This is a genomic window from Burkholderia sp. AU4i, assembly GCF_000466765.1.
In the GTDB taxonomy this organism is placed as follows: Bacteria; Pseudomonadota; Gammaproteobacteria; order Burkholderiales; family Burkholderiaceae; genus Burkholderia; species Burkholderia cepacia.
The window spans coordinates 1-24,138 of record NZ_ASSI01000037.1; the positions used below are offsets into that span (position 1 = coordinate 1).

Here is a 24,138-nt window from a genome sequence, read left to right on the forward strand (position 1 = left end):
CCGCGCGGCGCTTGCCGCGCCGCCCGGCCGGGCCGCCGCCGCGTGCGTCGAAGTGGCGCAATGCCGGCCCAGGTCAACCGGCCGGGCCGGTTGAACGTTTTACAATGACGGTTGTTCCACGACGTGAGTCTTCATGCGCACTTTCCTTTCCCTCGGCCGCACGCTCGCGCTGGCCGCCGCCGTGCTGGCGCCCGCCGCCCACGCGAATAACGTGATCATCCTCAATTCGGCCGAAGCGACGCTTTCCCTGATCGACCAGCAGACCCGTGAGGTCGTCGGCACGATGCCGACCGGCAAGGAACCGCACCACCTGATGGCAACGCCCGACAATTCGTCGCTGATCGTTGCAAATTCGGTCTCGAACAGCCTGATGTTCCTCGATCCGAAGACGGGCAAGCTGCAGCGCACCGTCGAAGGGATCGACGATCCTTACCAGCTCGGTTTCTCGCCCGACCGCAAGTGGTTCGCGGCCGCCGGCCTGCGCCTCGACCGCGTCGACATCTACGGCTACGACGGCCGCGACCTGAAGCTCGTGAAGCGCGTGCCGCTCGAAGTCATGCCGAGCCACCTCGCGTTCACGAAGGACAGCAAGACGCTGCTCGTGTCGCTGCAGGTGTCCGGCGAGATCGCGGCGATCGACCTGCCGACGCAGACGGTCAAGTGGAAGATGAAGGTCGGCAAGGTGCCGGCCGGCCTGTGGCTTACGCCGGACGACAAGTACCTGCTCGTCGGCATGACGGGCGCGGATTACGTTGCGGTGGTCGACTGGCGCAACCAGAAGGTCGTCAAGCAGATCTACACCGGCAAGGGCGCGCACAACTTCCGTTCGCTCGCCGACGGCACCCACGTCGCGGTGACGAACCGGGTCGCGAACACGATCAGCATTATCGACGAGAACACGCTCACCAACGTCGGCGACATCACCGGCCTGCTGCCGGGCCCGGACGACATGGAGCTGTCCGCCGACAAGAAGACGCTGTGGGTGACGTTCCGCTTCGCGAAGAAGGTCGGGATCATCGACCTGGCGTCGCGCAAGCTGGTGCAGACGATCGCCGTCGGCCGTTCGCCGCACGGGATCTACTTCTACGACCGCGCGCCGTGGCGCGCCGCGAACGGCGCGTGACGGGCGGGGGAGAACGATGCTGCACCTGATCGATGCGTTCGTATCGGACATCCAGACCTGGCTGTACGTCGACGTCGTGCAGCCGCTCCTCTTCAAGTTCAACCTGATGGACTACGACGAGGACACCTACGACGCGCTGTACTGGGTGATCGTCGGTGCGCTGCAGATGGTGCTGATGTTCGTGCTGCTGCGCCCGCTCGAGGCGCTGCGGCCCGTCGAGCGCTGGACGAACCGCCGTGCCGTGCGGGTCGACGTGATCTACACCGCGATCGCGAAGCTCGGCATCTATTCGCTGTTCTTCTTCTTCGCGCTGCAGCCGCTGTTCGACAACTTCCAGGCGTGGCTGCGCCTGCACGGGGTCGCGAACGTCAACCTCGACTACCTGTGGCCGGGCGTGACCTCGAAGCCGATCGTCGCGTTCGCGATCTATCTCGTCGTGCTCGATTTCGCCGGCTACTGGTATCACCGCTGGCAGCACAAGTTCGGCGTCTGGTGGGAACTGCACGCCGTGCATCACAGCCAGCGCCAGATGTCGCTGTGGTGCGACGACCGCAACCACGTGCTCGACGACGTGATCCAGTCGTGCTTCTTCGCGGCGATCGCGCTCGTGATCGGCGTGACGCCGTCGCAGTTCGTCGTGCTGACCGCGTTCACCAACTTCATGCAGAGCATTCAGCACACGAATGCGCGCCTGTCGTTCGGCTGGCTCGGCGAGCGCCTGTTCGTGAGCCCGATCTTCCATCGGCGCCACCACGCGGTCGGCTACGGCCACGAAGGCACGAAGTACGGCTGCAACTTCGGCGTGCTGTTCCCGTGGTGGGACATGATGTTCGGCACCGCGTCGTGGAACCGCACGGTCGAGCCGACCGGCATCCGCGACCAGGTCGAGGGCGTGTCCTACGGCGAAGGCTTCTGGGCGCAGCACGGCCTCGCGTTCGTGCGGATCTTCCGGCGCCTGTTCCCCGCCAAGCGCGGCGCGGCGTCGGCCTGATCCGGCCATTCCTACGTTGAGCGGCTCTCTCACGCGGCCCGCATGTGCTTTGGCGCATGCGGGCCGCGTGGTTTATCCTTTCCCCGTTTTTCTCCGTCGATACAGGCTCGCATGAACGACTTGCTGCGTTCCTTCGTCCGGGCATTGGCGAGCGCACTGCATCCGCGCATGCTCTGGCTCACCCTGATGCCGTTTCTCGTCTCGGCCGTCCTGTGGGGCGTCGTGCTGTGGTTCTCGTGGCAGACGCTGCTGGACCTCGCACGCGGCGCGCTCGACGGCTTCGTGCTGACGGCCCTGCTGTACCGCGCGTTCGACGCGATCGGCATGTCGCAGCTGCATGCGGTCGTCGCGCCGTTCGTGGTCGTGTCGCTCGCGATTCCGCTGATCGTGCTGACCGTGCTGTTGCTGATCGCGACGATTTCGATGCCGGTCGTGATCAAGCACCTGTCGAACCGGCAGTTCGCGGCGCTCGAGCCGAAGCGGGGCGGCACCTTCTTCGGCAGCGTGTTCAATTCGCTGTGGGCGGCGCTGGCCGGCGTCGTCGTGCTGGTCGTCACGATCCCGCTGTGGCTGATTCCACCGTTCTTCGCGCTGCTGCCGCCCGTGATCTGGGGCTGGCTCACGTACCGCGTGATGACCTACGACGCACTCGCGCTGCATGCGAGCCGCGACGAGCGCCGGGCGCTCGTGCGCCGGCACCGCTGGCCGCTGATCGGCATCGGCGTCGCGACCGGGCTGCTCGGCACCGTGCCGACCTTCGTGTGGGTATCGTCGGTCTGGATGATGGTGCTGTTCCCGTTCGTCGCGGCGGCCATGATCTGGGTTTACGCTTTCATCCTCGTCTTCTCGGCGCTGTGGTTCGGGCATTATTGCCTGCGCGCGCTGGAGGACCTGCGTGCGAGTTCGCGCGCCACCGCAATCGACATGGGGCAGGCATGAGCATCGGCATCATCATCATCGGCGACGAAATCCTTTCGGGGCGCCGGCAGGACAAGCATCTGGCGAAGGTCATCGAGCTGCTCGGCGCACGCGGCCTCGCGCTCGACTGGGCCGAATACGTCGGCGACGATCCCGCGCGCATCACGGCGACGCTCGCGCGCGCGATCGCGTCGGGCGACATCGTGTTCTCGACGGGCGGGATCGGCGCGACGCCGGACGACCACACGCGCCAGTGCGCGGCCGCCGCGCTCGGCGTGACGCTCGAGCTGCACCCGGAAGCGAAGGTGCTGATTTCGGAGCGGATCCGCGAAACCCACACCGACCCGGCCACGCCGGTCGATTTCGATTCCCCGGAGAACCAGCACCGCTTCAACATGGGCGTGTTTCCGGTGGGCGCGACGATCATCCCGAACGGCTACAACCGGATTCCCGGTTTCTCGGTCGGCGACCTGCACTTCGTGCCGGGCTTCCCGGTGATGGCGTGGCCGATGATCGAATGGGTGCTCGATACGAAGTACGCGCACCTGCATCACGCGACGCCGCACGCGGAGCGTTCGCTGTACGTGTTCGAGCTGCCGGAATCGACGCTCACGCCGTTGATGGAGCGCATCGAGCGCGATTTCCCGGGCGTGCGCGTGTTCAGCCTGCCGAGCGTGGGTGATGCGGAGCGTGGCGGGATCTTCGCGCGCCGTCACATCGACCTCGGCGTGAAGGGCGAGCCGGAAGCGGTCGCGGCCGCGTACGTGAAGCTGCGCGAGGGCGTGCACCTGCTCGGCGGCGACGTCGTCGAAGCCGAGGCGTCGCGCGCCTGAGCGGCGTGCCGGCCGGCCGCACAAAAACCACGGGCAGCGCAACGCGGCCCGTCATCGGCATGTCATCGCCCGGCTCGACGATGAGGCTGTCGTCACCGGCGGGCGCGGCGCGCCGTCAGGCGCCGATCCACGGCAGTTTCCGGAAGCACCAGCCATCGACGGTCTTGCGGTGGCCTTCGGCGTCCTTCGCGCCCTCGAAGCCTTCTAGCAGGTCGAACGCCTTCGTGAAGCCGGCCTGCGCGGAGGCGACCGCGGCGAGCTTCGAGCGCGCGGCGCTGCGGCACAGGAACAGGATGGGGGTATCGGGCGGGAGGGCCGCCTTCAGTTCGTTGACGAATTCGGCGTTCGGCACGCCGCCCGGGTAGCGCGTCCATTCGAGGTGCAGGTACTGGCCGTCGCCGACGAGCGGGCGGCCGATCCAGTCGAGTTCGGCGCGGGTGCGCACGTCGACGAGGCGCGCCGACGGATCGAGCTGCAGCAGTTCGAAGGCTTCGGCCGGCAGCAGCGCCCCGGCGTAGTTGAGCGCGCCTTGGGCGCGGCGTTCGTCGGCCTTCGCGTAAAGCTGGTCGAGCGTACTCATGGCAGGGAGTCTCCGTATCGGTCAAACGAGCATTCTAGCGCGGCGTCGCGGCACGGATGGCCGCGTGCGGTGCGGTGCACGCGTGGCCCACGCGTTCACCAAAAAAGTGCAGAATGGCACGCATGCACCAGAATGATTCCTTGACTGCGGCGGGTCGCCGGAATTGCACCATCACAGTGCTTTCGGCGAGCGACCGGTGCGGCGCAAGGCCCCGGAATCGCGCAGCCCGGCCCTGTCGTGGCGAGCCCCGGCGCGATTTGCGCCCGTCGTTCGCAAAGGTGGCACGGAAGCTGCTATATAGAATTCGGTCGAATCGGGGCGCGCTGCGCCAAAGCAAGACCCCGGTCAGCTCGATAAACGAGGCGGTTCCCAGTCCGCCGGAATTGTTCTAATCAGGAGAAGAGGTTATGAGTAAAACCGTCGCCGACGTCATGCAGCTCGTGAAGGACGAGGACGTCAAGTTTGTCGATTTCCGCTTCACGGATACGCGCGGCAAGGAGCAGCACGTGTCGGTGCCGGTTTCGGCGTTTGACGAAGACAAGTTCGAAAGCGGCCATGCATTCGACGGCTCGTCGATCGCCGGCTGGAAGGGCATCGAGGCGTCGGACATGCTGCTCATGCCGGACCCGAGCGCCGCTTTCGTCGACCCGTTCTACGAAGAGTCGACCCTCGTGCTGACCTGCGACGTGGTCGAGCCGGCCGACGGCAAGGGCTACGAGCGCGATCCGCGTTCGCTCGCGAAGCGCGGCGAAGCGTACCTGAAGAGCACGGGCATCGGCGACACGGCCTACTTCGGTCCGGAACCCGAATTCTTCATTTTCGACTCGGTCCAGTGGAACACGGACATGTCGGGCTGCTTCGTGAAGATCAATTCGGAAGAAGCGCCGTGGTCGGCAGGCAAGGAATTCGAAGGCGGCAACACGGGCCACCGTCCGGGCACGAAGGGCGGCTACTTCCCGGTCGCACCGGTCGACACGTTCCAGGACATGCGTTCGGAAATGTGCCTGCTGCTCGAACAGCTCGGCATTCCGGTCGAAGTGCACCACCACGAAGTGGCGGGCCAGGGCCAGAACGAAATCGGCACGAAGTTCTCGACGCTGGTTCAGCGCGCCGACTGGACGCAATGGTCGAAGTACATCATCCACAACGTCGCGCACTCGTACGGCAAGACGGCGACGTTCATGCCGAAGCCGGTCGTCGGCGACAACGGTTCGGGCATGCACGTTCACCAGTCGATCTGGAAGGACGGCCAGAACCTGTTCGCGGGCAACGGCTACGCCGGCCTGTCGGAACTGGCGCTGTTCTACATCGGCGGCATCATCAAGCACGCCCGTGCACTGAATGCGATCACGAACCCGACGACGAACTCGTACAAGCGTCTGGTCCCGCACTTCGAGGCACCGGTCAAGCTCGCGTACTCGGCGCGCAACCGTTCGGCATCGATCCGTATTCCGCACGTGTCGAACCCGAAGGGCCGCCGTATCGAAACGCGCTTCCCGGATCCGATGGCGAACCCGTACCTGTGCTTCACGGCGCTGATGATGGCCGGCCTCGACGGGATCCAGAACAAGATCCATCCGGGCGAAGCAGCGGACAAGAACCTGTACGACCTGCCGCCGGAAGAAGATGCAAAGATCCCGACCGTCTGCGCGGGCCTCGACCAGGCACTCGAAGCGCTCGACAAGGATCGCGAGTTCCTGACGCGCGGCGGCGTGTTCACGGACGGCATGATCGACGCGTACCTCGCGCTGAAGGAGCAGGAGCTGGCGAAGTTCCGCATGACGACGCACCCGATCGAGTTCGAGATGTACTACTCGCTGTAATCGGCGATGGCGCTTCGATTCAGCGCCGTTTTGCCGGTTCGTTCCCGCCGCGCGGTTGGCGGCGGGGGCGGCGGAGCCTGAAAGGGGCGGCGTTCAGCCGTCCCTTTTTTGTTCCGGTGATTTTCCTTTTCTGGCCCGTTGAGGCGCGACAAGCACGCAGATGGTTCTGAAGAATCTGATCAAGGCGAAAACGGGGCAGCCCGAGCGACTGACGGACGACGAGCGGCTCGCACGCTCGGGCCTGCTGGCGGGGCTGGAAGCGCTGCCGACGGTCGTGCTCGTGCTCGACCGCAAGACGCTGCGGATCGCGTTCGCGAACCCGTCCGCGGAGGCGATGCTCGACATCTCGCGCCGGCAGCTCGCGCAGCGGCCGTGGGGCGAGATCTTTCCGAATGCGAACGAACTGGCGTCGACGATCACCGCGATCGGCGAGGAACGCTTTCACGCGACGCACCTCGATACCGTGCTCGACCGGCCCGGCCGCGAACCGCTGCACGTGCACGCGATCGTCGGCTTCCTCGAGACCGCGCCCGATTTCGTGCTCGTCGAGCTGTTCGAGAACGAACGGCAGTCGCGCACCGATCGCGAGGAGCGCATCCACGACCTGACCGCGGTCAACAAGCAGCTGATCCGCAACCTCGCGCACGAGATCAAGAATCCGCTCGGCGGCATTCGCGGCGCAGCCCAGCTGCTCGAATTCGAACTCGGCGAGCGCGAGCGCGGCGAGTTGCGCGAATACACGCAGGTGATCATCAAGGAGTCCGACCGCCTGCAGACGCTCGTCGACCGGTTGCTGGAGCCGCACCGGCATCCGCACATCGTCGGCGACGTGAACATTCATGAAGTGTGCGAACGCGTGCGCGCGGTGATGCTCGCGGAATTCCCGCGCGGGCTCACGATCGAGCGCGACTACGACGTGAGCGTGCCGGACCTGCGCGGCGACAAGGAACAACTGATCCAGGCGCTGCTCAACATCGTGCGCAACGCGGCGCAGGCGCTGCGCGAACGGATCGCGCAGGGCGACGCGAAGATCGAGCTGCGCACGCGCATCGCGCGCAAGGTGACGATCGCGAAGCGCCTGTACCGGCTGGCACTGGACTTGCACGTGATCGACAACGGGCCCGGCATCCCGGAAGACATCCGCGACCGGATCTTCTACCCGCTCGTGTCCGGGCGCGACGACGGCAGCGGCCTCGGCCTGACGCTCGCGCAGACGTTCGTGCAGCAGCACGACGGGACGATCGAGGTCGAAAGCCGGCCCGGACGTACCGAATTTCAGATCCTGCTGCCGCTCGATCATTGAGCGGCAGCATGGCGATTCACCGGATTCACCAATATCTGACCGACCTATGAAGCCGATCTGGATAGTAGACGACGACCAATCGATCCGCTGGGTGCTTGAAAAGGCGCTCGCCCGGGACAGCTTCGCGACGAAGAGCTTCGCGAACGTGCGCGACGCGCTGGCCGCGCTCGACCACGAGACGCCGCAGGTGCTCGTATCCGACATCCGGATGCCGGGCGGCTCGGGCCTCGAGTTGCTGCAGGCGATGCACGAGCGCCTGCCGGGCCTGCCCGTCATCATCATGACGGCGTTCTCCGATCTCGACAGCGCCGTCGCGGCGTTCCAGGGCGGCGCGTTCGAATATCTCGCGAAGCCGTTCGACGTCGACAAGGCGGTCGAACTGATCCGCCGCGCCGTCGAGGAAAGCCTGCGCGGCGGCGTGCCGCAGGACGAGCGCGTGGCCGAGGCGCCCGAGATGCTCGGCCAGGCGCCCGCGATGCAGGACATGTTCCGCGCGATCGGCCGCCTGTCGCACTCGGCCGCGACCGTGCTGATCACCGGCGAATCGGGCACCGGCAAGGAGCTCGTCGCGCGTGCGCTGCACCGTCACAGCCCCCGCGCGAACGGGCCGTTCATCGCGCTGAACACAGCGGCGATTCCGAAGGACCTGCTCGAATCCGAGCTGTTCGGCCATGAGCGCGGCGCGTTCACCGGCGCGCAGTCGACGCGGCAGGGCCGCTTCGAGCAGGCCGAGAACGGCACGCTGTTTCTCGACGAAATCGGCGACATGCCGTTCGACCTGCAGACGCGCCTGTTGCGCGTGTTGTCGGACGGGCAGTTCTATCGGGTCGGCGGGCACAACCCGCTGCGCGCGAACGTGCGCGTGATCGCCGCGACGCACCAGAATCTCGAATCGCGCGTGCGGCAGGGCCTGTTCCGCGAAGACCTTTACCACCGGCTCAACGTGATCCGGCTGCGGCTGCCGCCGCTGCGCGAGCGCAGCGAGGACATCGCGCTGCTCACGCGCCACTTCCTGCAGAAGAGCGCGCGCGATCTCGGCGTCGAGCCGAAACGCGTGTCCGACGAGGCGCTGGCCTACCTGACGTCGCTCGCGTTTCCCGGCAACGTGCGCCAGCTCGAGAACCTCGCGAACTGGCTGACCGTGATGGCGCCCGCGCAGACGGTCGAGATCAAGGACCTGCCGCCCGACCTCGTGCCAGCCGGCGCGCCGGTCGTCGCTGCAGGCGAAGGTGCGGGCACGCACGTCGGTGGTGGCGATACGGCACTCTCGGCACCGGTGACCGGCACGGCGCCGGTGGCGTCCGCGCCAGTCGCGGCCGCGCCGAACGGCAGCGCGCCGGCCGGCTATCCGGTGTGGGAGCATGGTTTGCGCACCGAGGTTGCACGGCTGTTGCGCGAGAATTCGGCCGACGTGATGGACGAACTCGCACGCCGCTTCGAGGCGGCCGTGATCCGCGAGGCGCTCGACTTCACGCGCGGTCGCAAGGTCGAGGCCGCGGAGCGCCTCGGCATCGGCCGCAACACGATCACGCGCAAGATCCAGGAACTCCATCTGGAGCCCTGAGCACGATTTGCGGCATGCGCGGGCATCGCGCATGCCGCGATCGGACATAATCGCGGTTTGCACGCCGTTTGCCATTCCGCCCATCCGCAATGTCCGATTCCTTCCGCTGGCCCGCCGGGGCCGACCCGTTCCGTTTCCTCGAAGCGCTCGACAGCAAGCGTGCCCGCACGTGGGTCGACGAGCAGAACGCGCGCACGCGCGCCGCGCTGCGTGACGACGATGCCTATCGCGCGCTCACGGCGCGCCTCGCGAAAGCGTACCTGCCGCGCGAACGCCCGGTGATTCCAACCCGCTGGCGCGACTGGGCCTACGACCTGTGGCAGGACGATCTCCATCCGAAGGGGCTGTGGCGCCGCACGCGCTGGGACGACTGGCGTGCGGGCCGGCCGGCGTGGGAAACGCTGCTCGACGTCGACGCGCTCGGCGCGGAGGAGGGCGAATCGTGGGTGTTCGAGCAGGACGCGATCCTGTATCCGGACGGCGATCGCGCGCTGCTGTCGCTGTCGCCGGGCGGTGCCGACGCGGTCGTCGTGCGCGAATTCGATCTCGTCGAACGTCGTTTCGTCGACGGCGGCTTCACGATCGACGAGCCGGGGCATCACACGGTCGGCTGGATCGATCGCGATACCGTCTACGTGAGCTGGGATCGCGGCGACGCGCATGCCACCGCGGCCGGCTATCCGTATGAAGCGCGGCGCTGGGTGCGCGGCACCGCGCTTGCCGATGCGCCCGTCGTCTTCAGCGGCGAACCCGACGACATCAGTGCGGGCGCGGGGTTCGATCCGATCGACAACCGCCACGTCGCGTGGCGCAGCGTCGACTTCTTCGACGCGCATGCGTACCGGCTGACCGATGCGGGCGAGTGGGCGCGCTACGACGTGCCGCCCCATGTCGAGGTCGGGTTCTGGGAAGGCTGGCTCATGCTGGAGCCGCGCCTCGACTGGGATTGCGGCGGTGTGCGCCATGCGGGCGGCTCGCTGCTGGCGATCCGCGAGCAGGCATTCCTGGCGGGGTCGCGCGAACTCACGACGCTGTTCGCGCCGCAGCCGACGACGTCCGCGTGCACGTGGACGCACACGCGCACGACGCTGATCGCGAGCTGGCTCGACGACGTGCACAACCGCACGATGCTGTGGCAACCGCGACAGGTCGACGACGGTACGTGGACATGGGATGCGCGGCCGTTCGAGTGGGCGGGCGACGCGCAGATCGACGTCGAGCCCGTCGAGGCGACGCTGAACGACGAGGTGTACGTCGACGTCGACACCTATCTCGATCCGCCCGAATGCTGGCTGGCGGATCTGGCCGACCGCGTGGACGATGCGTCGTCGCGCCGCGTGCTGCTCGACCGGCCGCCGGTGCAGTTCGACGCGACGGGGCTCGTCGTGCGCCGTGCGAGCGCGCGCTCGCAAGATGGCACGATGGTGCCGTACACGCTGATCGGGCCGCGCGATGCACTCGATCCGGCCGAAGGCACCGCGCGCGTCGCGCGGCCGTGTTTGCTGTCGGGCTACGGCGGTTTTGCGATCCCGAACCTGCCGGGCTACAGCGACGCGTTCGGCATCGGATGGCTCGAGCGCGGCGGCGTGATGGCGTTCGCGCACATCCGCGGCGGCGGCGAGTTCGGGCCGCGCTGGCACGTCGACGCGCAGCGCGAACACCGCCAGCGCTCGTTCGACGATTTCATCGCGGTGGCCGAGGATCTGGCCGCGACCGGCGTGACGAGCGCCGCTCAGCTCGGCGTCGAGGGCGGCAGCAACGGCGGGCTGCTGGTTGCCGCGTGCATGGTGCAGCGGCCGGAGCTGTTCGGCGCGGTGCTCTGTCGCGTGCCGCTGCTCGACATGCGGCGTTATCCGAAGCTGCACGCGGGCGCCGCGTGGCTCGACGAATACGGCGACCCGGAGGATCCGCACGAAGGTGCGGCGCTGGCCGCGTATTCGCCGTATCACCGCGTGCGCGAGGGCGTCGCGTATCCGCCGTTACTGCTGACGACGTCGACGCGCGACGACCGCGTGCATCCCGCGCATGCGCGCAAGATGGCCGCGCGCATGCATGCGCTCGGTCATGAACGGGTGTGGTATTGGGAGAACACCGACGGCGGCCACGGCAGTGCCGACGATCTGGAACGCGCGGAAGCCGACGCGGCGGAATTCGGGTTCCTGTGGGCCCATCTCGGGCCGGCGCCCGCGCGGCGCTGAACGCGCGCGGGCGGCCCCCGGTCAGCCGACGACCGCGACCACGGGCGTGTGGTCGGACGGCTGTTCCCACGTGCGCGGCGTGCGATCGACCTCGCACGACGTGCAGGTTTGCGCGAGCGCCGGCGACAGCAGCACGTGGTCGATGCGCAGCCCCGCGTTGCGGCGGAACGCCATCATCCGGTAGTCCCACCACGTGAAGGTCTTCTCCGGCTGTTCGAAGCGGCGGAACGCATCGACGAAGCCGAGTTCGATCAGTTGCGCGAAGTGGGCGCGCTCCTGCGGCGACACGAGGTTCTGGCCTTCCCATTTCGCGGGGTCGTGCACGTCGCGGTCTTCCGGCGCGATGTTGTAGTCGCCGAGCAGCGCGAGCTTCGGGTAGCGCTGCAGCTCGGTGCGCAGCCACGCCTGCAGCGCGTCGAGCCATTGCATCTTGTAGACGAACTTGTCCGAGTCGGGCGCCTGGCCGTTCGGGAAATACGCGGACACGATGCGCACGCCGTCGACCGTCGCGGCGATCACGCGCTGCTGGGGATCGTCGAAGCCCGGAATGTTGCGCACGATGTCCGATTCGTCGACGGACAGCGTATCGCGCGCGAGGATCGCGACGCCGTTGTAGGTCTTCTGGCCCGTGAACCAGCTGCGGTAGCCGGCGGCTTCAAGATCGGCGCGCGGGAATTTCTCGTCCGGCAGCTTCAGTTCCTGCAGGCACAGCACGTCGGTGCCGCTTTGCGCGAGCCAGTCGAGTACGTGCTGCTTGCGGACGTTGAGCGAGTTGACGTTCCAGGTGGCGATTTTCATGAACGGGAGTGTGCGTGCGGGGTAAATGCGAAGGCCGCCATCTTACCGCGAGCACGCGATGCGAACGCGCCCGTCGTGCGGGGCGGGGCGGTGCGTCGCACCGCCATCACGGGGAATCGGGAAGAAATTGTGACAAAAGTATTGACGTGAGTACTTCCTCACCCTATAATTTATTTCTCTGACGCGGGGTGGAGCAGTCTGGCAGCTCGTCGGGCTCATAACCCGAAGGTCGTAGGTTCAAATCCTACCCCCGCAACCAAGCACACCAGACGATGTGCAGCGCAAGTGACCGATGCGCGCTTCGTCGACAGGAACCCGGCCCCGTGCCGGGTTTTTTGTTTTCTGCGCGCGGCGCCGCTATTGCGCCGCCCACTCGACCGCCGCCTTCGCATGCAGCGCGGTCGTATCGAACACCGGCAGCGGCGAGTCATCCGCGCCGATCAGCAGCGTGATTTCCGTGCAGCCGAGGATCACCGCCTGGGCGCCGCGTGTCGCCAGTTCCTCGATGATCGTCACGTACGTCGCGCGCGATTGCGGCGCGATGATGCCGTGGCACAGCTCGTCGTAGATGATCCGGTGCACGTCGTCGCGCCCGCGTTCGTCCGGCACGAGTACCTCCATGCCGAACCTGTCGCGCAATCGCTCCGCGTAGAACGGCAACTCCATCGTGTAGCGCGTGCCCAGCAGCGCGACGCGCTCGATGCCCGCATCGCGCAGCGCGGCGCCGGTCGGGTCGGCGATGTGCAGGAACGGCAGCGTCACCGCGGCTTCGATCGCGGCGTGGACGCGATGCATCGTATTGGTCGTCAGCACGACGAGATCGGCGCCGGCCGCTTCGAGCTGCCGCGCGGCGCCGGCCATCCGCTCGCCGAGCGCGGCCCAGTCGTGCGTGCGCTGCAGCGCTTCGATCTCCGCGAAATCGACCGTGACCAGCACGCTTTTCGCGTTGTGATGCCCGCCGTGCAGCGCCTTCGAATGGCGATTGATCATCCGGTAGTACTCGGCCGACGATTCCCAGCTCATCCCGCCGATCAGTCCGATCGTCTTCATTCGTTACCTTTGCGTTTCGTGTATTGCGGCAGACGAGTATAGGCGCCGCTGCCCGCGCCGGCCGGTACGATCCGTGCAAAGCGGGCCGGTACGGCACAGCCGGGCGCGACCGCACGCGACAGTTGAAACCGGCACTGTGTTTTTGTACAGTATCGGCACCGTGAACCCGACCATCATTCCGCCTGCCGATCCGCACGCGCCACCACCGGGTGACGTGCTGCCGCGCATGCGCAAGATCATTCATTGCGATTGCGACTGCTTCTACGCGTCGGTCGAGATGCGCGACGACCCGTCGCTGCGCAACCGGCCGCTCGCGGTCGGCGGCCGGCCCGACCAGCGCGGCGTGATCGCGACCTGCAACTACGAGGCGCGGCGCTACGGCGTGCATTCGGCGATGTCGTCGGCGCTGGCGATGCGCAAGTGTCCGGACCTGCTGATCCTGCCGTCCGCGATGGACAAGTACCGCGCGGCATCGCGGCAGATCATGGCGATCTATCGCGACTACACGCCCGACGTCGAGCCGCTGTCGCTCGACGAGGCGTACCTCGACGTCAGCGGGTCGGAGCGATGCCAGGGCAGTGCGACGCTGATTGCGCGGGAGATCCGCCAGCGCGTGCACGATACGGTCGGCGTGACCGTGTCGGCCGGTGTCGCGCCGAACAAGTTCATCGCGAAGATCGCGTCCGACTGGAACAAGCCCGACGGGCTGTTCGTCGTGCGGCCGCACGAGATCGACGCGTTCGTCGCGGCGCTGCCGGTGCGCAAGCTGCACGGCGTCGGCAAGGTGACGGCCTCGCGGCTCGACCGGCTCGGCATCCAGACCTGCGCGCAATTGCGCGACTGGCCGCTGATCGACCTGCACCGCGAATTCGGCGCGTTCGGGCGGCGGCTGTACGAATTGTCGCGCGGGATCGACGAGCGGCCGGTGCAGGCCGACCAGGAGCGCAAGTCGGTCAGCGTCGAGACGACCTACGTCACCGATCTGACGACGCTCGAGCAGTGCGCGGAAGAAATCCGCCGGCTCGTCGTGCAGCTCGACGCGCGTATCGCGCGGGCGGGCGCCGCACGGTCGATCCGCAAGCTGTACGTGAAGATCCGCTTCGCCGATTTCCAGCGGACGACGGTCGAGTGCGTGGCCGACGCGACGCATGCGGATACGGCCGTCACGCTGCTCGCGAAGGGGCTGCAACGGCGTGCGCAGGCGGTGCGGCTGCTCGGCGTCGGCGTGCGCATCGACGAGGATACCGCCGAGCGCCACGGGCAGTTCTCGCTGTTCGACGACGAAACCGGACACGCCGGCGACGCAGCCGACGAACCCCCGGCACCATGAAAAAAAGGCACCGCCGCGGCGGTGCCTTTCGATGCAGCTGGACGAGCCGGACAGCGGGCGCTCAGTGCGCGGGTGCGGCCATCCCGTTGTGGCGCAGCAGCGCATCGATCTGCGGCTCGCGGCCGCGAAACGCCTTGAACGAGTCCATCGCCGGACGGCTGCCGCCGACCTCGAGGATTTCGCGCCGATAGCGCGTGCCGGTCGCCGCGTCGAGCACGCTGCCGCTCGCGGCGGCCGCTTCCTCGAACGCCGCGTACGCATCGGCCGACAGCACCTCGGCCCACTTGTAGCTGTAGTAGCCGGCCGCGTAGCCGCCCGCGAAGATGTGGCTGAACGTGTTCGGCCAGCGCGAGAACGCGGCTTGTGGGATCACGTGATAGCGTTCGTTGATCTCGCGCGCGAATGCGGTCACGCCGGTGGCGCCTGCCGGGTCGAAGTCGACGTGCAGCAGCATGTCGAACATCGAGAACACGATCTGGCGCAGCGTGCCGAGCCCGCTCTGGAAGTTCTTCGCGGCGATCATCTTGTCGAACAGCTCGCGCGGCAGCGCGGCGCCCGTATCGACATGCGACGACATCGACGACAGCACGTCCCATTCCCAGCAGAAGTTTTCCATGAACTGCGACGGCAGCTCGACGGCATCCCATTCGACGCCGTTGATGCCCGACACGCCGAGCTCGTCGACGCGCGTGAGCATGTGGTGCAGCCCGTGACCGAATTCATGGAACAGCGTGATGACTTCGTCGTGCGTGAAGCATGCGGGCTTGCCGCCGACCGGTGCCGAGAAGTTGCAGGTCAGGTACGCGACCGGCGTCTGCACGGTGCTGCCGCGCTTCGCGCGCGACCGCGCGTCGTCCATCCACGCACCGCCGCGCTTGCCTTCGCGCGCGTACAGGTCGAGATAGAACTGCGCGACGAGCGAGCCGTCGCGGTTCTCGACGCGGAAGAAGCGCACGTCCTTGTGCCACACCGGCGCATCGTCCGGCTTGATCTGGACGCCGAACAGCGTCTCGGTGACGGTGAACAGCCCCTTCAGCGCGGCCGGCTCCGGGAAGTACTGCTTGACCTCGTTTTCCGAGAACGCGTAGCGCTGCTGGCGCAGCTTCTCGGCCGCGTATGCGACGTCCCACGGCGCGAGTTCGGCGAGGCCGAGTTCCTTCGCGGCGAACGTGCGCAGCTCGTCCCAGTCCTTGTCCGCGTGCGGGCGTGCGCGCGTTGCGAGATCCTCGAGGAACGCGATCACCTGCTGCGGCGATTCGGCCATCTTCGGCGCGAGCGACACTTCGGCGAAGTTGCGGTAGCCGAGCATCTGCGCCTCTTCGCGGCGCAGCTTCAGCGCATCGGCGACGATCGCCGTGTTGTCCCATTCGGCCTTGCCGTCGCCGTACTGCGGCCCGAGTTCCGACGCGCGCGTCGCATAGGCGCGGTAGAGCGTCTCGCGCAGTGCGCGGTTGTCTGCGTATTGCAGCACCGGGAAGTACGACGGGAAGTGCAGCGTGAATTTCCAGCCTTCCTTGCCGTCCTTCTGCGCGGCTTCGCGGGCGGCCTCGATCGCGTCGCCGGGCAGGCCGGCCAGTTCGGCGTCGTCCTGCACGATGTACGCGTACGCGTTGGTCGCGTCGAGCACGTGATCGGAGAAGGCCTTCGACAGCGCGGCCTGCTGTTCCTGCAGTTCGGCGAAGCGCGGCTTCTGGTCCTCGGGCAGCTCGGCGCCCGACAGGCGGAAATCGCGCAGCGCGTTGTCGAGGATCTTTTTGCGTTCGGTGGACAGCGTTGCGTATTCGGCACTCGCGGCGATTGCCTTGTACTTCTCGTACAGCGCGAGGTTCTGGCCGACGCTCGACCAGAATTCGGTCACGCGCGGCAGGTTTTCGCCGTAGGCGGCCCGCAGTTCGGGGGTATCGGCGACCGCGTTCAGGTGGCCCACGATACCCCACGCGCGACCGAGCGGCTCCGTCGCGTGCTCGACCGTCTCGACGACATCCGCCCAGGTTGCCGGCGTCGCGGCGGCGCTTGCGGTCTCGACCGCGCGGCTGGCGGCATCGAGCAACGTGTCGAGCGCGGGCGTCACGTGTTCCGGGCGGATCTCGCCGAAGCGGGGCAGGCCCGAGAAGTCGAGAAGCGGGTTGGTGTTGGCGCTGGCGGACATAAGACTCCCTGTCTGTTGCCGGATGAACCGGAGTGAAAAGGGTAAGGCGCGCACGACAGCGCGGCGCCCGATATCGACATTATTGGGGCGCATCGCGCGCTTTCCAATCGTTAGTTTCTAACGACGCGATTGGCGCGGGGTCGAATGCGGGATGGGGTGGCCGGCCAGGTGCGGCCGGCGAGGCGCCGGCGCGCGGAACCGCACGCCGGCTGAACGGGCAGGGTCAGGCTGCTGCGTCGGCCGCGCGCTCGGCGGCCTCGATCGTGTTGATCAGCAGCATCGTGATGGTCATCGGGCCGACGCCGCCCGGCACCGGCGTGATGTAGCCGGCCACTTCCTTCACGCCCGCGAAGTCGACGTCGCCGCACAGCTTGCCCGCATCGTCGCGGTTCATGCCGACGTCGATCACCGTCGCGCCGGGCTTGACCATGTCGGCGGTCAGGATGTTGCGCTTGCCGACCGCGGCGACCACGACATCGGCCTGCCGCGTATGCGCGGCGAGGTCGCGCGTCTTGCTGTGGCAGATCGTCACGGTCGCGCCGGCGTCGAGCAACATCATCGCCATCGGCTTGCCGACGATGTTCGAGCGGCCGATCACGACCGCGTTCGCACCCTGCAGCGGGATGCCGTGCGCCTCGAACATCTTCATCACGCCGTACGGCGTGCACGGCCGGAACAGCGGCTTGCCGGTCATCAGCGCGCCGGCGTTCGCGATGTGGAAGCCGTCGACGTCCTTCTCCGGCGCGATCGCCTCGATCACCTTGTGGCTGTCGATGTGCGCGGGCAGCGGCAGCTGGACGAGGATGCCGTGGATCTTCGGGTCGCGGTTCAGCTCGTCGATGCGCGCGAGCAGGTCGGCTTCCGACAGCGTGGCCGGGTACGCATCCTTCAGCGAGAAGAAGCCGTTGTCCTCGCACGCCTTGATCTTGTTGCGCACATAGACTTCGCTCGCCGGGTTGGCGCCGACGAGGATCACCGCTAGACCGGGCTGGTGGCCGCGTGCGGTCAGGGCGGCGGCGCGTTCGGCGGCCTGCGCGCGCAAGGTCTTCGAGAGGGCGTTGCCGTCGATGAGGAGGGCTGTCATGGTGGTGGTCCTGCCGGGAAGTTGGAATGCGGGCGTGCGGCACGCGAAGCGCCGCAGCAAAGCACGCAATTATACCGGTCGCCTGCCGTCGTCCGACAGTGAATACAAGGAAAGCGTCATGGCGCCGGTGCCGGCGCTCCGGGAGGAAGCGCCGGGCCATGCCGCGCGAGTGGGCCGCATCGCGCGGCGCGGTAGCCGATGGTGCGGCCGGCCGGGCAGGGCTACCCGGAGCCGCACGCGACGCTCAGGCCTGCTTCTTCGACAGCGCGAGGCGCAGCAGGTCGGCCACCGTATTGACGTTGAGCTTTTCCATGATGTTCGCGCGGTGCGCTTCGACCGTCTTGATGCTGATGCCGAGATCGTCGGCGATCTGCTTGTTCAGGCGGCCCGCGATGATCCGTTCGAGCACCTGCTGCTCGCGCGCGGTCAGCTTCGACAGGCGTTCGCTCGCGGCACGCTGCTCCTGGACGCTCTTGCTTTCGCTTCGGGCCTTGTCGAGCATCCGCTCGACGAGCTTGCGCAGCTCGGCTTCGTCGAACGGTTTCTCGATAAAGTCCATCGCACCCTTTTTCATCGTCGACACGGCCATCGGCACGTCGCCGTGACCCGTGACGAAGATGATCGGCAGCGCGGCATTGTCGGCGATCAGGCGTTCCTGCAGCTCGAGACCGCTCATGCCCGACATCCGCACGTCGAGGATCAGGCACGCGATCTGGCCGGCCTGTTGCGCCGGCTGGTACGCATCGAGGAACTGCTCGGCGCTCGAGAAGCATTGCACGCGATAGCCGTTCGCCTCCAGCAGCCAGCGCAGCGAGTCCCGTACGGCCTCGTCGTCGTCGACGACGAAGACGGTTTCCTGAGTGGTGGTGACAGGGCTATTCATAGTTCTCCCGTAACGGTATGTGATGCCGATGCCTCGCGCCCCCCTTGGCCGAGATCAGCGGGTTCCCCAATGGGCAGGCTGCAGTGGAACGTCGCGCCGGAAATGCGGCCATCCGGCTCGACGTTGTTGACCACCCACAGACGCCCCCGATGCGATTCGATGATCGAACGGCAGATGTTCAGCCCCATGCCCATGCCATCGGACTTGGTGCTGTAAAACGGTTCGAACAGGCGCTCGGCGGTCGCTTCGTCGACGCCCGGGCCCTGGTCGATCACGCGGATGTCGACGAATCCCGCCTCGATGTCGGCGATGACGCGGATCACGCCGTCCGCCGACGCCGGCTTCACGTCGGCCATCGCCTCGGCCGCGTTCTTCATCAGGTTCACGAGCACCTGCTCGATCAGCACGGGGTCGACATAAATAATAGGCATTCTTGCGAGGATTTCCGTGACGATCCGGATCCTGCGCTTCCTGGCCTCGATTTCAGCGAGCCCGACCGCGTCGGCGACGATGTCCGCGACCCGGGCCGGCTGGCGCTTCGGCTCGCTGCGCTTCACGAATTCGCGGATCCGCTTGACGATCATCCCGGCGCGCAGCGCCTGCTGCGCAGTCTTTTCCAGCGCGGGCTGCAGCGTCTCGGGCGTGCCGCGGCCGCTCTTGACGAGCGCGAGCGTGCCCGAGCAGTAGTTGTTGATCGCGGCGAGCGGCTGGTTCAATTCGTGAGCAATCGACGACGCCATTTCACCCATCGTCATCAATCGGCTCGTGAACTGCAGCTTCTCTTCCTGCTGGTGCGCGAGCTCCTGCGCCTTCTTGCGGGTCGTGATGTCGGTCGCGATCTGCATCTGCGCGAGGTGGCCGTCCACCCACTGGATGTACTGGCGGCGCACCTCGAACCACTTCTGGATGCTCTCGACGTACACCTCCTGCGCATCGGCCGTGCTGCTCGTCAGCGCGGCGGCCGGCAGGCCCGCGAACGCGTCGACCATGTCGATCGAGTCGGACGATGCCTGCGCGCGGTCGAAGCCGCCGCCCGACAGCTCGAGATGGCCGTCCGGGCGAATGCCGAACAGGTGGCGGTAGTAGCGGTTCGCGAACAGCAGCTCGGCTTCGTCGGCGGCCAGCACCGACACCGCGGCGTCGAGGCTTTCGAGCACCGTCGTGAAGCGCTCGTGCGCGGCCGCGAGTTCCTCGCGCGCGCGCTTCGGCTCGGTGATGTCGGTCATCGACGACATCCAGCCGGTCTGGCGGCCCGAACTGTCGATCAGCGGGGACACGTACAGGCGCGCATGGAACAGCGTGCCGTTCTTGCGCCGCACGCGCAGCTCGAAGCCCGAGCTCGGCGCCTTGCCGCGCAGCGTCATGTCGAGCTGGCGCTGCATTTCCGGGTAAGCGTCGCGCGGCCAGTACGGGAACGGCGCGACCTTGCCGACGAGGTCGGTTTCGTCCCAGCCCGTCATCCGGCAGAACGCGGGGTTCACGTGCGTGATGCGGCCGTGCATGTCGAGCACGCGCATGCCGATCAGCACCGAATTCTCCATCGCGCGGCGGAAGAACGCCTCCGCGTACAGCGCCTGCTGCGCCTCGAAGCGCTGGCGCGTGTGCTTCCACAGGCTCCAGAGGCTCCACAGCACGAAGCACGACAGGCCCGCCACGAGCCACACGAGCGTGTTGTTGGTGAGGTTCGTGAGCTGCGGGAATGCGTACACGCGCACGGTCAGCCCCTGGCCGGGCGGATCGAGCGGCAGGTCGTAGTGCGAGTCGCGCGGCAGGCGCGGGCGCGTCGACGTGGACGACAGCTCGCGGTTGTTCGCGTCGGTGATCGAGATCTTGTACTTCGACGACAGTTCCTGCGGAATGTCGTGCTTCAGGATGCCTTCGACCGAGAACACCGCGGCGATCGAGCCGAGGTACTCGCGGTCGCCGCGCATGACGGGTGTCTGCAGCGTGATGAAGCCGTTGCCGAAGTCGTCGTAGATCAGCGGCGAATAGGCCTGGCGCCGCGTGCTGCGCGCCTCGTCGTACGCGCCGCGCACGGCGTCCTGCATCTGCGCTTCGCCGGGCTTCGCGAGCCGCTGGCCGAGCAGCGGCGGATGCACGGTCGGCCAGCGCTGTACGCCGGGCGATGTGTACCAGTTCAGGTAGAGGATTTCCGGGTGCGTCTGCATCACGTCCGCGACGGCCATCTGGAACGCGTTCTGGTCGAGACGGCCGGACGCGAGGTCGCGCGATACTGCCTGGAGCTGTTCCTGCGCGCCCGTCATCGACAGGCGGATCTGCTGCTGCGCCCACGCGACGTTCCGGAAGAGGGTGTCTTCCTGCTGCTGCTGTTCGCGGCGGTTGAGGCTCCACAGGATGAGGCTCATCACCACCAGGAACACGAGGATCGACAGCAGTGGCGTCAGCAAATAGGAATTGGACCACCACGGTCCGTGGTGCCAACGGGACGGCTGCGACTCCGCCGGCGGGCCCGACGGTCGCGCCGAGCGTGCGAAAAGCCGATCGGTCAACATGGCAGGATTGTAGCGCAGCGCAATACATGGAAAACCTATACCGGATATGTTGAACGGAAACGGATTTGTTCCGCCGGGACGCGCCGGAGAGCCCCGAAATATGGGTGCAGCGCAGCAATATTTCGTATTGCGAGAAAAGATCTCACAATTCGAAAATTTTGTTGCGCAGGCCCGCGCACGCTCATTACAATCCGCTGGAGCTTGCCCGCAGCCGGTCGCGTCGCGTCGTCTGCACGAGAGCGATCCTCACATTCCAGGACCCAGGAGACGAGAATGTCCGCTGTACCGAACGAAGTGATGAAATATGTCGCCGCCGAACGTGACGACGACCCGCAAGAAACCGTCGAGTGGCTGGAGTCGCTCGATGGCGTGATCTCCTCCGTGGGCACCGGCCGCGCGCATTACCTGATCGAAAAGCAGATCGAGTTCGCCCGCATGCACGGCGAACACCTGCCGTTCTCCGCCAATACCCCGTACATCAACACGATCCCGGTCGAAGCCCAGGCGAAGATCCCGGGCGACCAGGACATCGAGCACCGCATCCGTTCGTACACGCGCTGGAACGCGCTGGCGATGGTGCTGCGTGCCGGCAAGGACACGAACGTCGGCGGCCACATCGCGTCGTTCGCGTCGGCCGCGACGCTCTATGACGTCGGCTACAACCACTTCTGGCACGCAGCGTCCGAGCAGCACGGCGGCGATCTCGTGTTCGTGCAGGGCCACTCGTCGCCGGGCGTGTACTCGCGCGCATTCCTGCTCGGCCGCCTGAAGGAAGAGCAGCTCGACAACTTCCGCCAGGAAGTCGACGGCAACGGCATTTCGTCGTACCCGCACCCGTGGCTGATGCCGGACTTCTGGCAGTTCCCGACCGTGTCGATGGGTCTCGGCCCGATCATGGCGATCTACCAGGCACGTTTCATGAAGTATCTGGAAGCGCGCGGCATCGCGAAGACGGAAGGCCGCAAGGTGTGGGCATTCCTCGGCGACGGCGAGACGGACGAGCCGGAATCGCTCGGCGCGATCGGGATGGCGAGCCGCGAAAAGCTCGACAACCTCGTGTTCGTGATCAACTGCAACCTGCAGCGTCTCGACGGCCCGGTGCGCGGCAACGGCAAGATCATCCAGGAACTGGAATCGGAATTCCGCGGTGCCGGCTGGAACGTGATCAAGGTCATCTGGGGCAGCCGCTGGGATGCGCTGTTCGCACGCGACAAGACGGGCGCGCTGATGCGCCGCATGATGGAAGTCGTCGACGGCGAGTACCAGACGTACAAGTCGGAGTCGGGCGCGTTCGTGCGCGAGCACTTCTTCAACACGCCTGAACTGAAGGCGCTCGTCGCCGACTGGTCCGACGACGACATCTGGGCGCTGAACCGCGGCGGCCACGATCCGCACAAGATCTACGCGGCTTTCCACGAAGCCACGAACACGAAGGGTGCGCCGACCGTCATTCTCGCGAAGACCATCAAGGGCTACGGGATGGGCGAGTCGGGCCAGGCGATGAACATCACGCACCAGCAGAAGAAGCTGCCGGTCGAGCAACTGAAGAAGTTCCGTGACCAGTTCCGCCTGCCGATCACCGACGAGCAGATCGCCGACGTGCCGTACCTGAAGTTCGAGGAAGGCTCGAAGGAACTCGAATACATGCGCAAGCAGCGCATGGATCTCGGCGGCTACCTGCCGCATCGCCGCGAGAAGGCGACGTCGCTGCCGGTGCCGGCGCTCGACGCGTTCGAACCGCTGCTGAAGGGCACGGGCGAGGGCCGCGAGATCTCGACGACGATGGCGTTCGTGCGGATCCTGAACATCCTGCTGAAGGACAAGGCGCTCGGCAAGCGCGTCGTGCCGATCGTCCCGGACGAATCGCGTACGTTCGGCATGGAAGGCCTGTTCCGCCAGATCGGTATCTGGAACCAGGAAGGCCAGAAGTACGTGCCGGAAGATTCCGACCAGCTGATGTTCTACAAGGAATCGCAGACCGGCCAGATCCTGCAGGAAGGCATCAACGAAGCGGGCGGCATGTGCGACTGGATCGCGGCGGCGACGTCGTATTCGACGCACGGCGAGATCATGGTGCCGTTCTACATCTTCTATTCGATGTTCGGCTTCCAGCGGATCGGCGACCTGGCATGGGCCGCGGGCGACATGCGTTCGCGCGGCTTCCTGCTCGGCGGTACCGCGGGCCGCACGACGCTGAACGGCGAAGGCCTGCAGCACGAAGACGGCCACTCGCTGCTGTGGGCGGCATCGGTGCCGAACTGCGTGAGCTACGACCCGACCTTCGGCTACGAACTCGCGGTGATCGTCCAGGACGGCCTGCGCCGCATGGTGCAGGACCAGGAAGACGTGTACTACTACATCACGGTGATGAACGAGAACTACGAGCACCCGGCGATTCCGCAGGGCGAGCACGTGGCGGCCGACATCATCAAGGGCATGTACGCGTTCAGGAAGGCCGACGCCGACAAGAAGGCGCCGCGCGTCCAGCTGCTCGGCGCGGGCACGATCTTCAACGAAGTGATCGCTGCCGCCGACCTGCTGAAGAACGACTGGGGCGTCGCCGCCGACCTGTGGAGCGTGCCGAGCTTCACCGAGCTGGCGCGTGAAGGCCATCAGGTCGAGCGCTGGAACCTGCTCCATCCGACCGAGGAGCGTCGCCTGTCGCACGTGCAGAAGTGCCTGAAGGACACGCAGGGCCCGGTCATCGCGTCGACCGACTACGTCCGCGCGCTGGTCGACCAGATCCGCGGCCAGATCGATCGCCGCTTCGTCGTGCTGGGCACCGACGGTTTCGGCCGCTCGGATACCCGCGAGAAGCTGCGTCACTTCTTCGAAGTCGACCGTCACTGGGTCACCGTCGCCGCGCTCAACGCGCTGGCCGACGAAGGCACGATCGAGCGCAAGGTGGTCGCGGACGCGATCGCCAAGTACAACCTCGATCCGTCGAAGCCCAACCCGATGACCGTTTAACGCACACGCCGTGTGATGCCGCGCGCCG

Annotated in this window: 17 protein-coding genes and 1 tRNA gene; 11 read left to right on the top strand and 7 right to left on the bottom strand. The window is 66.7% G+C overall.

Going from position 1 to position 24,138, the window contains the following annotated elements; translation table 11 throughout:
- Positions 1 to 133 precede the first annotated feature (133 nt).
- The 4 genes from L810_RS06955 to L810_RS06970 all read left to right on the top strand — a co-directional run bounded on the left by L810_RS06955 (position 134) and on the right by L810_RS06970 (position 3,865).
- Positions 134 to 1,123 carry a YVTN family beta-propeller repeat protein gene (locus L810_RS06955; protein ID WP_021157647.1) on the top strand — a complete coding sequence of 330 codons (990 nt, stop codon included), beginning with the start codon at positions 134 to 136 and terminating at the stop codon, positions 1,121 to 1,123.
- A 16-nt stretch (positions 1,124 to 1,139) separates the two neighbouring features.
- The gene (locus tag L810_RS06960; protein ID WP_021157648.1) at positions 1,140 to 2,114 is read left to right on the top strand and encodes a sterol desaturase family protein; all 975 of its coding nucleotides are present in this window, start codon (positions 1,140 to 1,142) and stop codon (positions 2,112 to 2,114) included.
- A 111-nt stretch (positions 2,115 to 2,225) separates the two neighbouring features.
- Positions 2,226 to 3,053 carry an EI24 domain-containing protein gene (locus L810_RS06965; RefSeq protein WP_021157649.1) on the top strand — a complete coding sequence of 276 codons (828 nt, stop codon included), beginning with the start codon at positions 2,226 to 2,228 and terminating at the stop codon, positions 3,051 to 3,053.
- On the top strand, positions 3,050 to 3,865 hold the full coding sequence (locus tag L810_RS06970) for a competence/damage-inducible protein A (RefSeq protein ID WP_021157650.1): 816 nt from the start codon (positions 3,050 to 3,052) through the stop codon (positions 3,863 to 3,865). The genes L810_RS06965 and L810_RS06970 overlap by 4 nt, the downstream gene beginning before the upstream one ends.
- A 115-nt stretch (positions 3,866 to 3,980) precedes the next feature.
- Here the strand turns inward: L810_RS06970 and L810_RS06975 are convergent, their stop codons facing one another.
- A complete protein-coding gene (locus L810_RS06975) occupies positions 3,981 to 4,445 on the bottom strand; it encodes a rhodanese-like domain-containing protein (protein ID WP_021157651.1) in 465 nt (154 codons plus the stop codon).
- 407 nt (positions 4,446 to 4,852) lie between these two features.
- Between L810_RS06975 and glnA the strand changes: the two genes are divergently transcribed.
- The 4 genes from glnA to L810_RS06995 all read left to right on the top strand — a co-directional run bounded on the left by glnA (position 4,853) and on the right by L810_RS06995 (position 11,333).
- Positions 4,853 to 6,268, top strand: coding sequence for a type I glutamate--ammonia ligase (gene glnA, locus L810_RS06980; protein ID WP_017331833.1), 1,416 nt, complete (start codon positions 4,853 to 4,855; stop codon positions 6,266 to 6,268).
- A gap of 160 nt (positions 6,269 to 6,428) precedes the next feature.
- Complete coding sequence (glnL, locus tag L810_RS06985) at positions 6,429 to 7,571, top strand: nitrogen regulation protein NR(II) (RefSeq protein ID WP_021157653.1); 1,143 nt, start codon at positions 6,429 to 6,431, stop codon at positions 7,569 to 7,571.
- A 46-nt stretch (positions 7,572 to 7,617) separates the two neighbouring features.
- Complete coding sequence (gene ntrC, locus L810_RS06990) at positions 7,618 to 9,135, top strand: nitrogen regulation protein NR(I) (protein ID WP_021157654.1); 1,518 nt, start codon at positions 7,618 to 7,620, stop codon at positions 9,133 to 9,135.
- Between the two features lie 89 nt (positions 9,136 to 9,224).
- Positions 9,225 to 11,333 carry a prolyl oligopeptidase family serine peptidase gene (locus tag L810_RS06995; RefSeq protein WP_021157655.1) on the top strand — a complete coding sequence of 703 codons (2,109 nt, stop codon included), beginning with the start codon at positions 9,225 to 9,227 and terminating at the stop codon, positions 11,331 to 11,333.
- 21 nt (positions 11,334 to 11,354) lie between these two features.
- Here the strand turns inward: L810_RS06995 and xth are convergent, their stop codons facing one another.
- Positions 11,355 to 12,131, bottom strand: a complete 777-nt coding sequence (gene xth / locus L810_RS07000; RefSeq protein WP_021157656.1) for an exodeoxyribonuclease III — start codon at positions 12,129 to 12,131, stop codon at positions 11,355 to 11,357.
- Between the two features lie 182 nt (positions 12,132 to 12,313).
- Between xth and L810_RS07005 the strand changes: the two genes are divergently transcribed.
- Positions 12,314 to 12,390, top strand: a tRNA-Met gene (locus tag L810_RS07005).
- A gap of 98 nt (positions 12,391 to 12,488) precedes the next feature.
- Here the strand turns inward: L810_RS07005 and L810_RS07010 are convergent.
- The gene (locus L810_RS07010) at positions 12,489 to 13,181 is read right to left on the bottom strand and encodes an aspartate/glutamate racemase family protein (RefSeq protein WP_021157657.1); all 693 of its coding nucleotides are present in this window, start codon (positions 13,179 to 13,181) and stop codon (positions 12,489 to 12,491) included.
- A 136-nt stretch (positions 13,182 to 13,317) separates the two neighbouring features.
- Here L810_RS07010 and dinB point away from each other — a divergent pair, with 136 nt between their 5' ends.
- On the top strand, positions 13,318 to 14,511 hold the full coding sequence (gene dinB / locus L810_RS07015) for a DNA polymerase IV (RefSeq protein WP_021157658.1): 1,194 nt from the start codon (positions 13,318 to 13,320) through the stop codon (positions 14,509 to 14,511).
- 61 nt (positions 14,512 to 14,572) lie between these two features.
- On the opposite strand, the gene L810_RS07020 is transcribed toward dinB, so the two are convergent.
- The 4 genes from L810_RS07020 to fixL all read right to left on the bottom strand — a co-directional run bounded on the left by L810_RS07020 (position 14,573) and on the right by fixL (position 21,140).
- Positions 14,573 to 16,660, bottom strand: coding sequence for a M3 family metallopeptidase (locus L810_RS07020; protein ID WP_021157659.1), 2,088 nt, complete (start codon positions 16,658 to 16,660; stop codon positions 14,573 to 14,575).
- Between the two features lie 223 nt (positions 16,661 to 16,883).
- Positions 16,884 to 17,744: a bifunctional methylenetetrahydrofolate dehydrogenase/methenyltetrahydrofolate cyclohydrolase FolD gene (folD, locus tag L810_RS07025; protein WP_042973627.1), complete on the bottom strand. Its 861-nt coding sequence runs from the start codon at positions 17,742 to 17,744 to the stop codon at positions 16,884 to 16,886.
- 244 nt (positions 17,745 to 17,988) lie between these two features.
- Entirely contained in the window at positions 17,989 to 18,627 is a 639-nt protein-coding gene (gene fixJ / locus L810_RS07030) for an oxygen response regulator transcription factor FixJ (protein WP_006493245.1), read from the bottom strand.
- Positions 18,624 to 21,140 (bottom strand): oxygen sensor histidine kinase FixL, encoded by a 2,517-nt coding sequence (fixL, locus tag L810_RS07035; RefSeq protein WP_042973631.1) that lies wholly within the window; start codon positions 21,138 to 21,140, stop codon positions 18,624 to 18,626. Before fixL ends, fixJ begins: the two co-directional genes overlap by 4 nt.
- A 273-nt stretch (positions 21,141 to 21,413) precedes the next feature.
- Between fixL and aceE the strand changes: the two genes are divergently transcribed.
- Complete coding sequence (gene aceE, locus L810_RS07040; RefSeq protein ID WP_021157662.1) at positions 21,414 to 24,110, top strand: pyruvate dehydrogenase (acetyl-transferring), homodimeric type; 2,697 nt, start codon at positions 21,414 to 21,416, stop codon at positions 24,108 to 24,110.
- Positions 24,111 to 24,138 lie beyond the last annotated feature (28 nt).

Coding starts and splice junctions, on each gene's coding strand:
- L810_RS06975 (WP_021157651.1), bottom strand. CDS start 4,445: ATGAGTACGCTCGACCAGCTTTACGCGAAGGCCGACGAACGCCGCGCC.
- xth (WP_021157656.1), bottom strand. CDS start 12,131: ATGAAAATCGCCACCTGGAACGTCAACTCGCTCAACGTCCGCAAGCAG.
- fixJ (WP_006493245.1), bottom strand. CDS start 18,627: ATGAATAGCCCTGTCACCACCACTCAGGAAACCGTCTTCGTCGTCGAC.
- fixL (WP_042973631.1), bottom strand. CDS start 21,140: ATGTTGACCGATCGGCTTTTCGCACGCTCGGCGCGACCGTCGGGCCCG.
- folD (WP_042973627.1), bottom strand. CDS start 17,744: ATGACAGCCCTCCTCATCGACGGCAACGCCCTCTCGAAGACCTTGCGC.
- L810_RS07020 (WP_021157659.1), bottom strand. CDS start 16,660: ATGTCCGCCAGCGCCAACACCAACCCGCTTCTCGACTTCTCGGGCCTG.
- L810_RS06960 (WP_021157648.1), top strand. CDS start 1,140: ATGCTGCACCTGATCGATGCGTTCGTATCGGACATCCAGACCTGGCTG.
- L810_RS07010 (WP_021157657.1), bottom strand. CDS start 13,181: ATGAAGACGATCGGACTGATCGGCGGGATGAGCTGGGAATCGTCGGCC.
- glnA (WP_017331833.1), top strand. CDS start 4,853: ATGAGTAAAACCGTCGCCGACGTCATGCAGCTCGTGAAGGACGAGGAC.
- L810_RS06965 (WP_021157649.1), top strand. CDS start 2,226: ATGAACGACTTGCTGCGTTCCTTCGTCCGGGCATTGGCGAGCGCACTG.
- ntrC (WP_021157654.1), top strand. CDS start 7,618: ATGAAGCCGATCTGGATAGTAGACGACGACCAATCGATCCGCTGGGTG.
- aceE (WP_021157662.1), top strand. CDS start 21,414: ATGTCCGCTGTACCGAACGAAGTGATGAAATATGTCGCCGCCGAACGT.
- L810_RS06970 (WP_021157650.1), top strand. CDS start 3,050: ATGAGCATCGGCATCATCATCATCGGCGACGAAATCCTTTCGGGGCGC.
- L810_RS06955 (WP_021157647.1), top strand. CDS start 134: ATGCGCACTTTCCTTTCCCTCGGCCGCACGCTCGCGCTGGCCGCCGCC.
- L810_RS06995 (WP_021157655.1), top strand. CDS start 9,225: ATGTCCGATTCCTTCCGCTGGCCCGCCGGGGCCGACCCGTTCCGTTTC.
- glnL (WP_021157653.1), top strand. CDS start 6,429: ATGGTTCTGAAGAATCTGATCAAGGCGAAAACGGGGCAGCCCGAGCGA.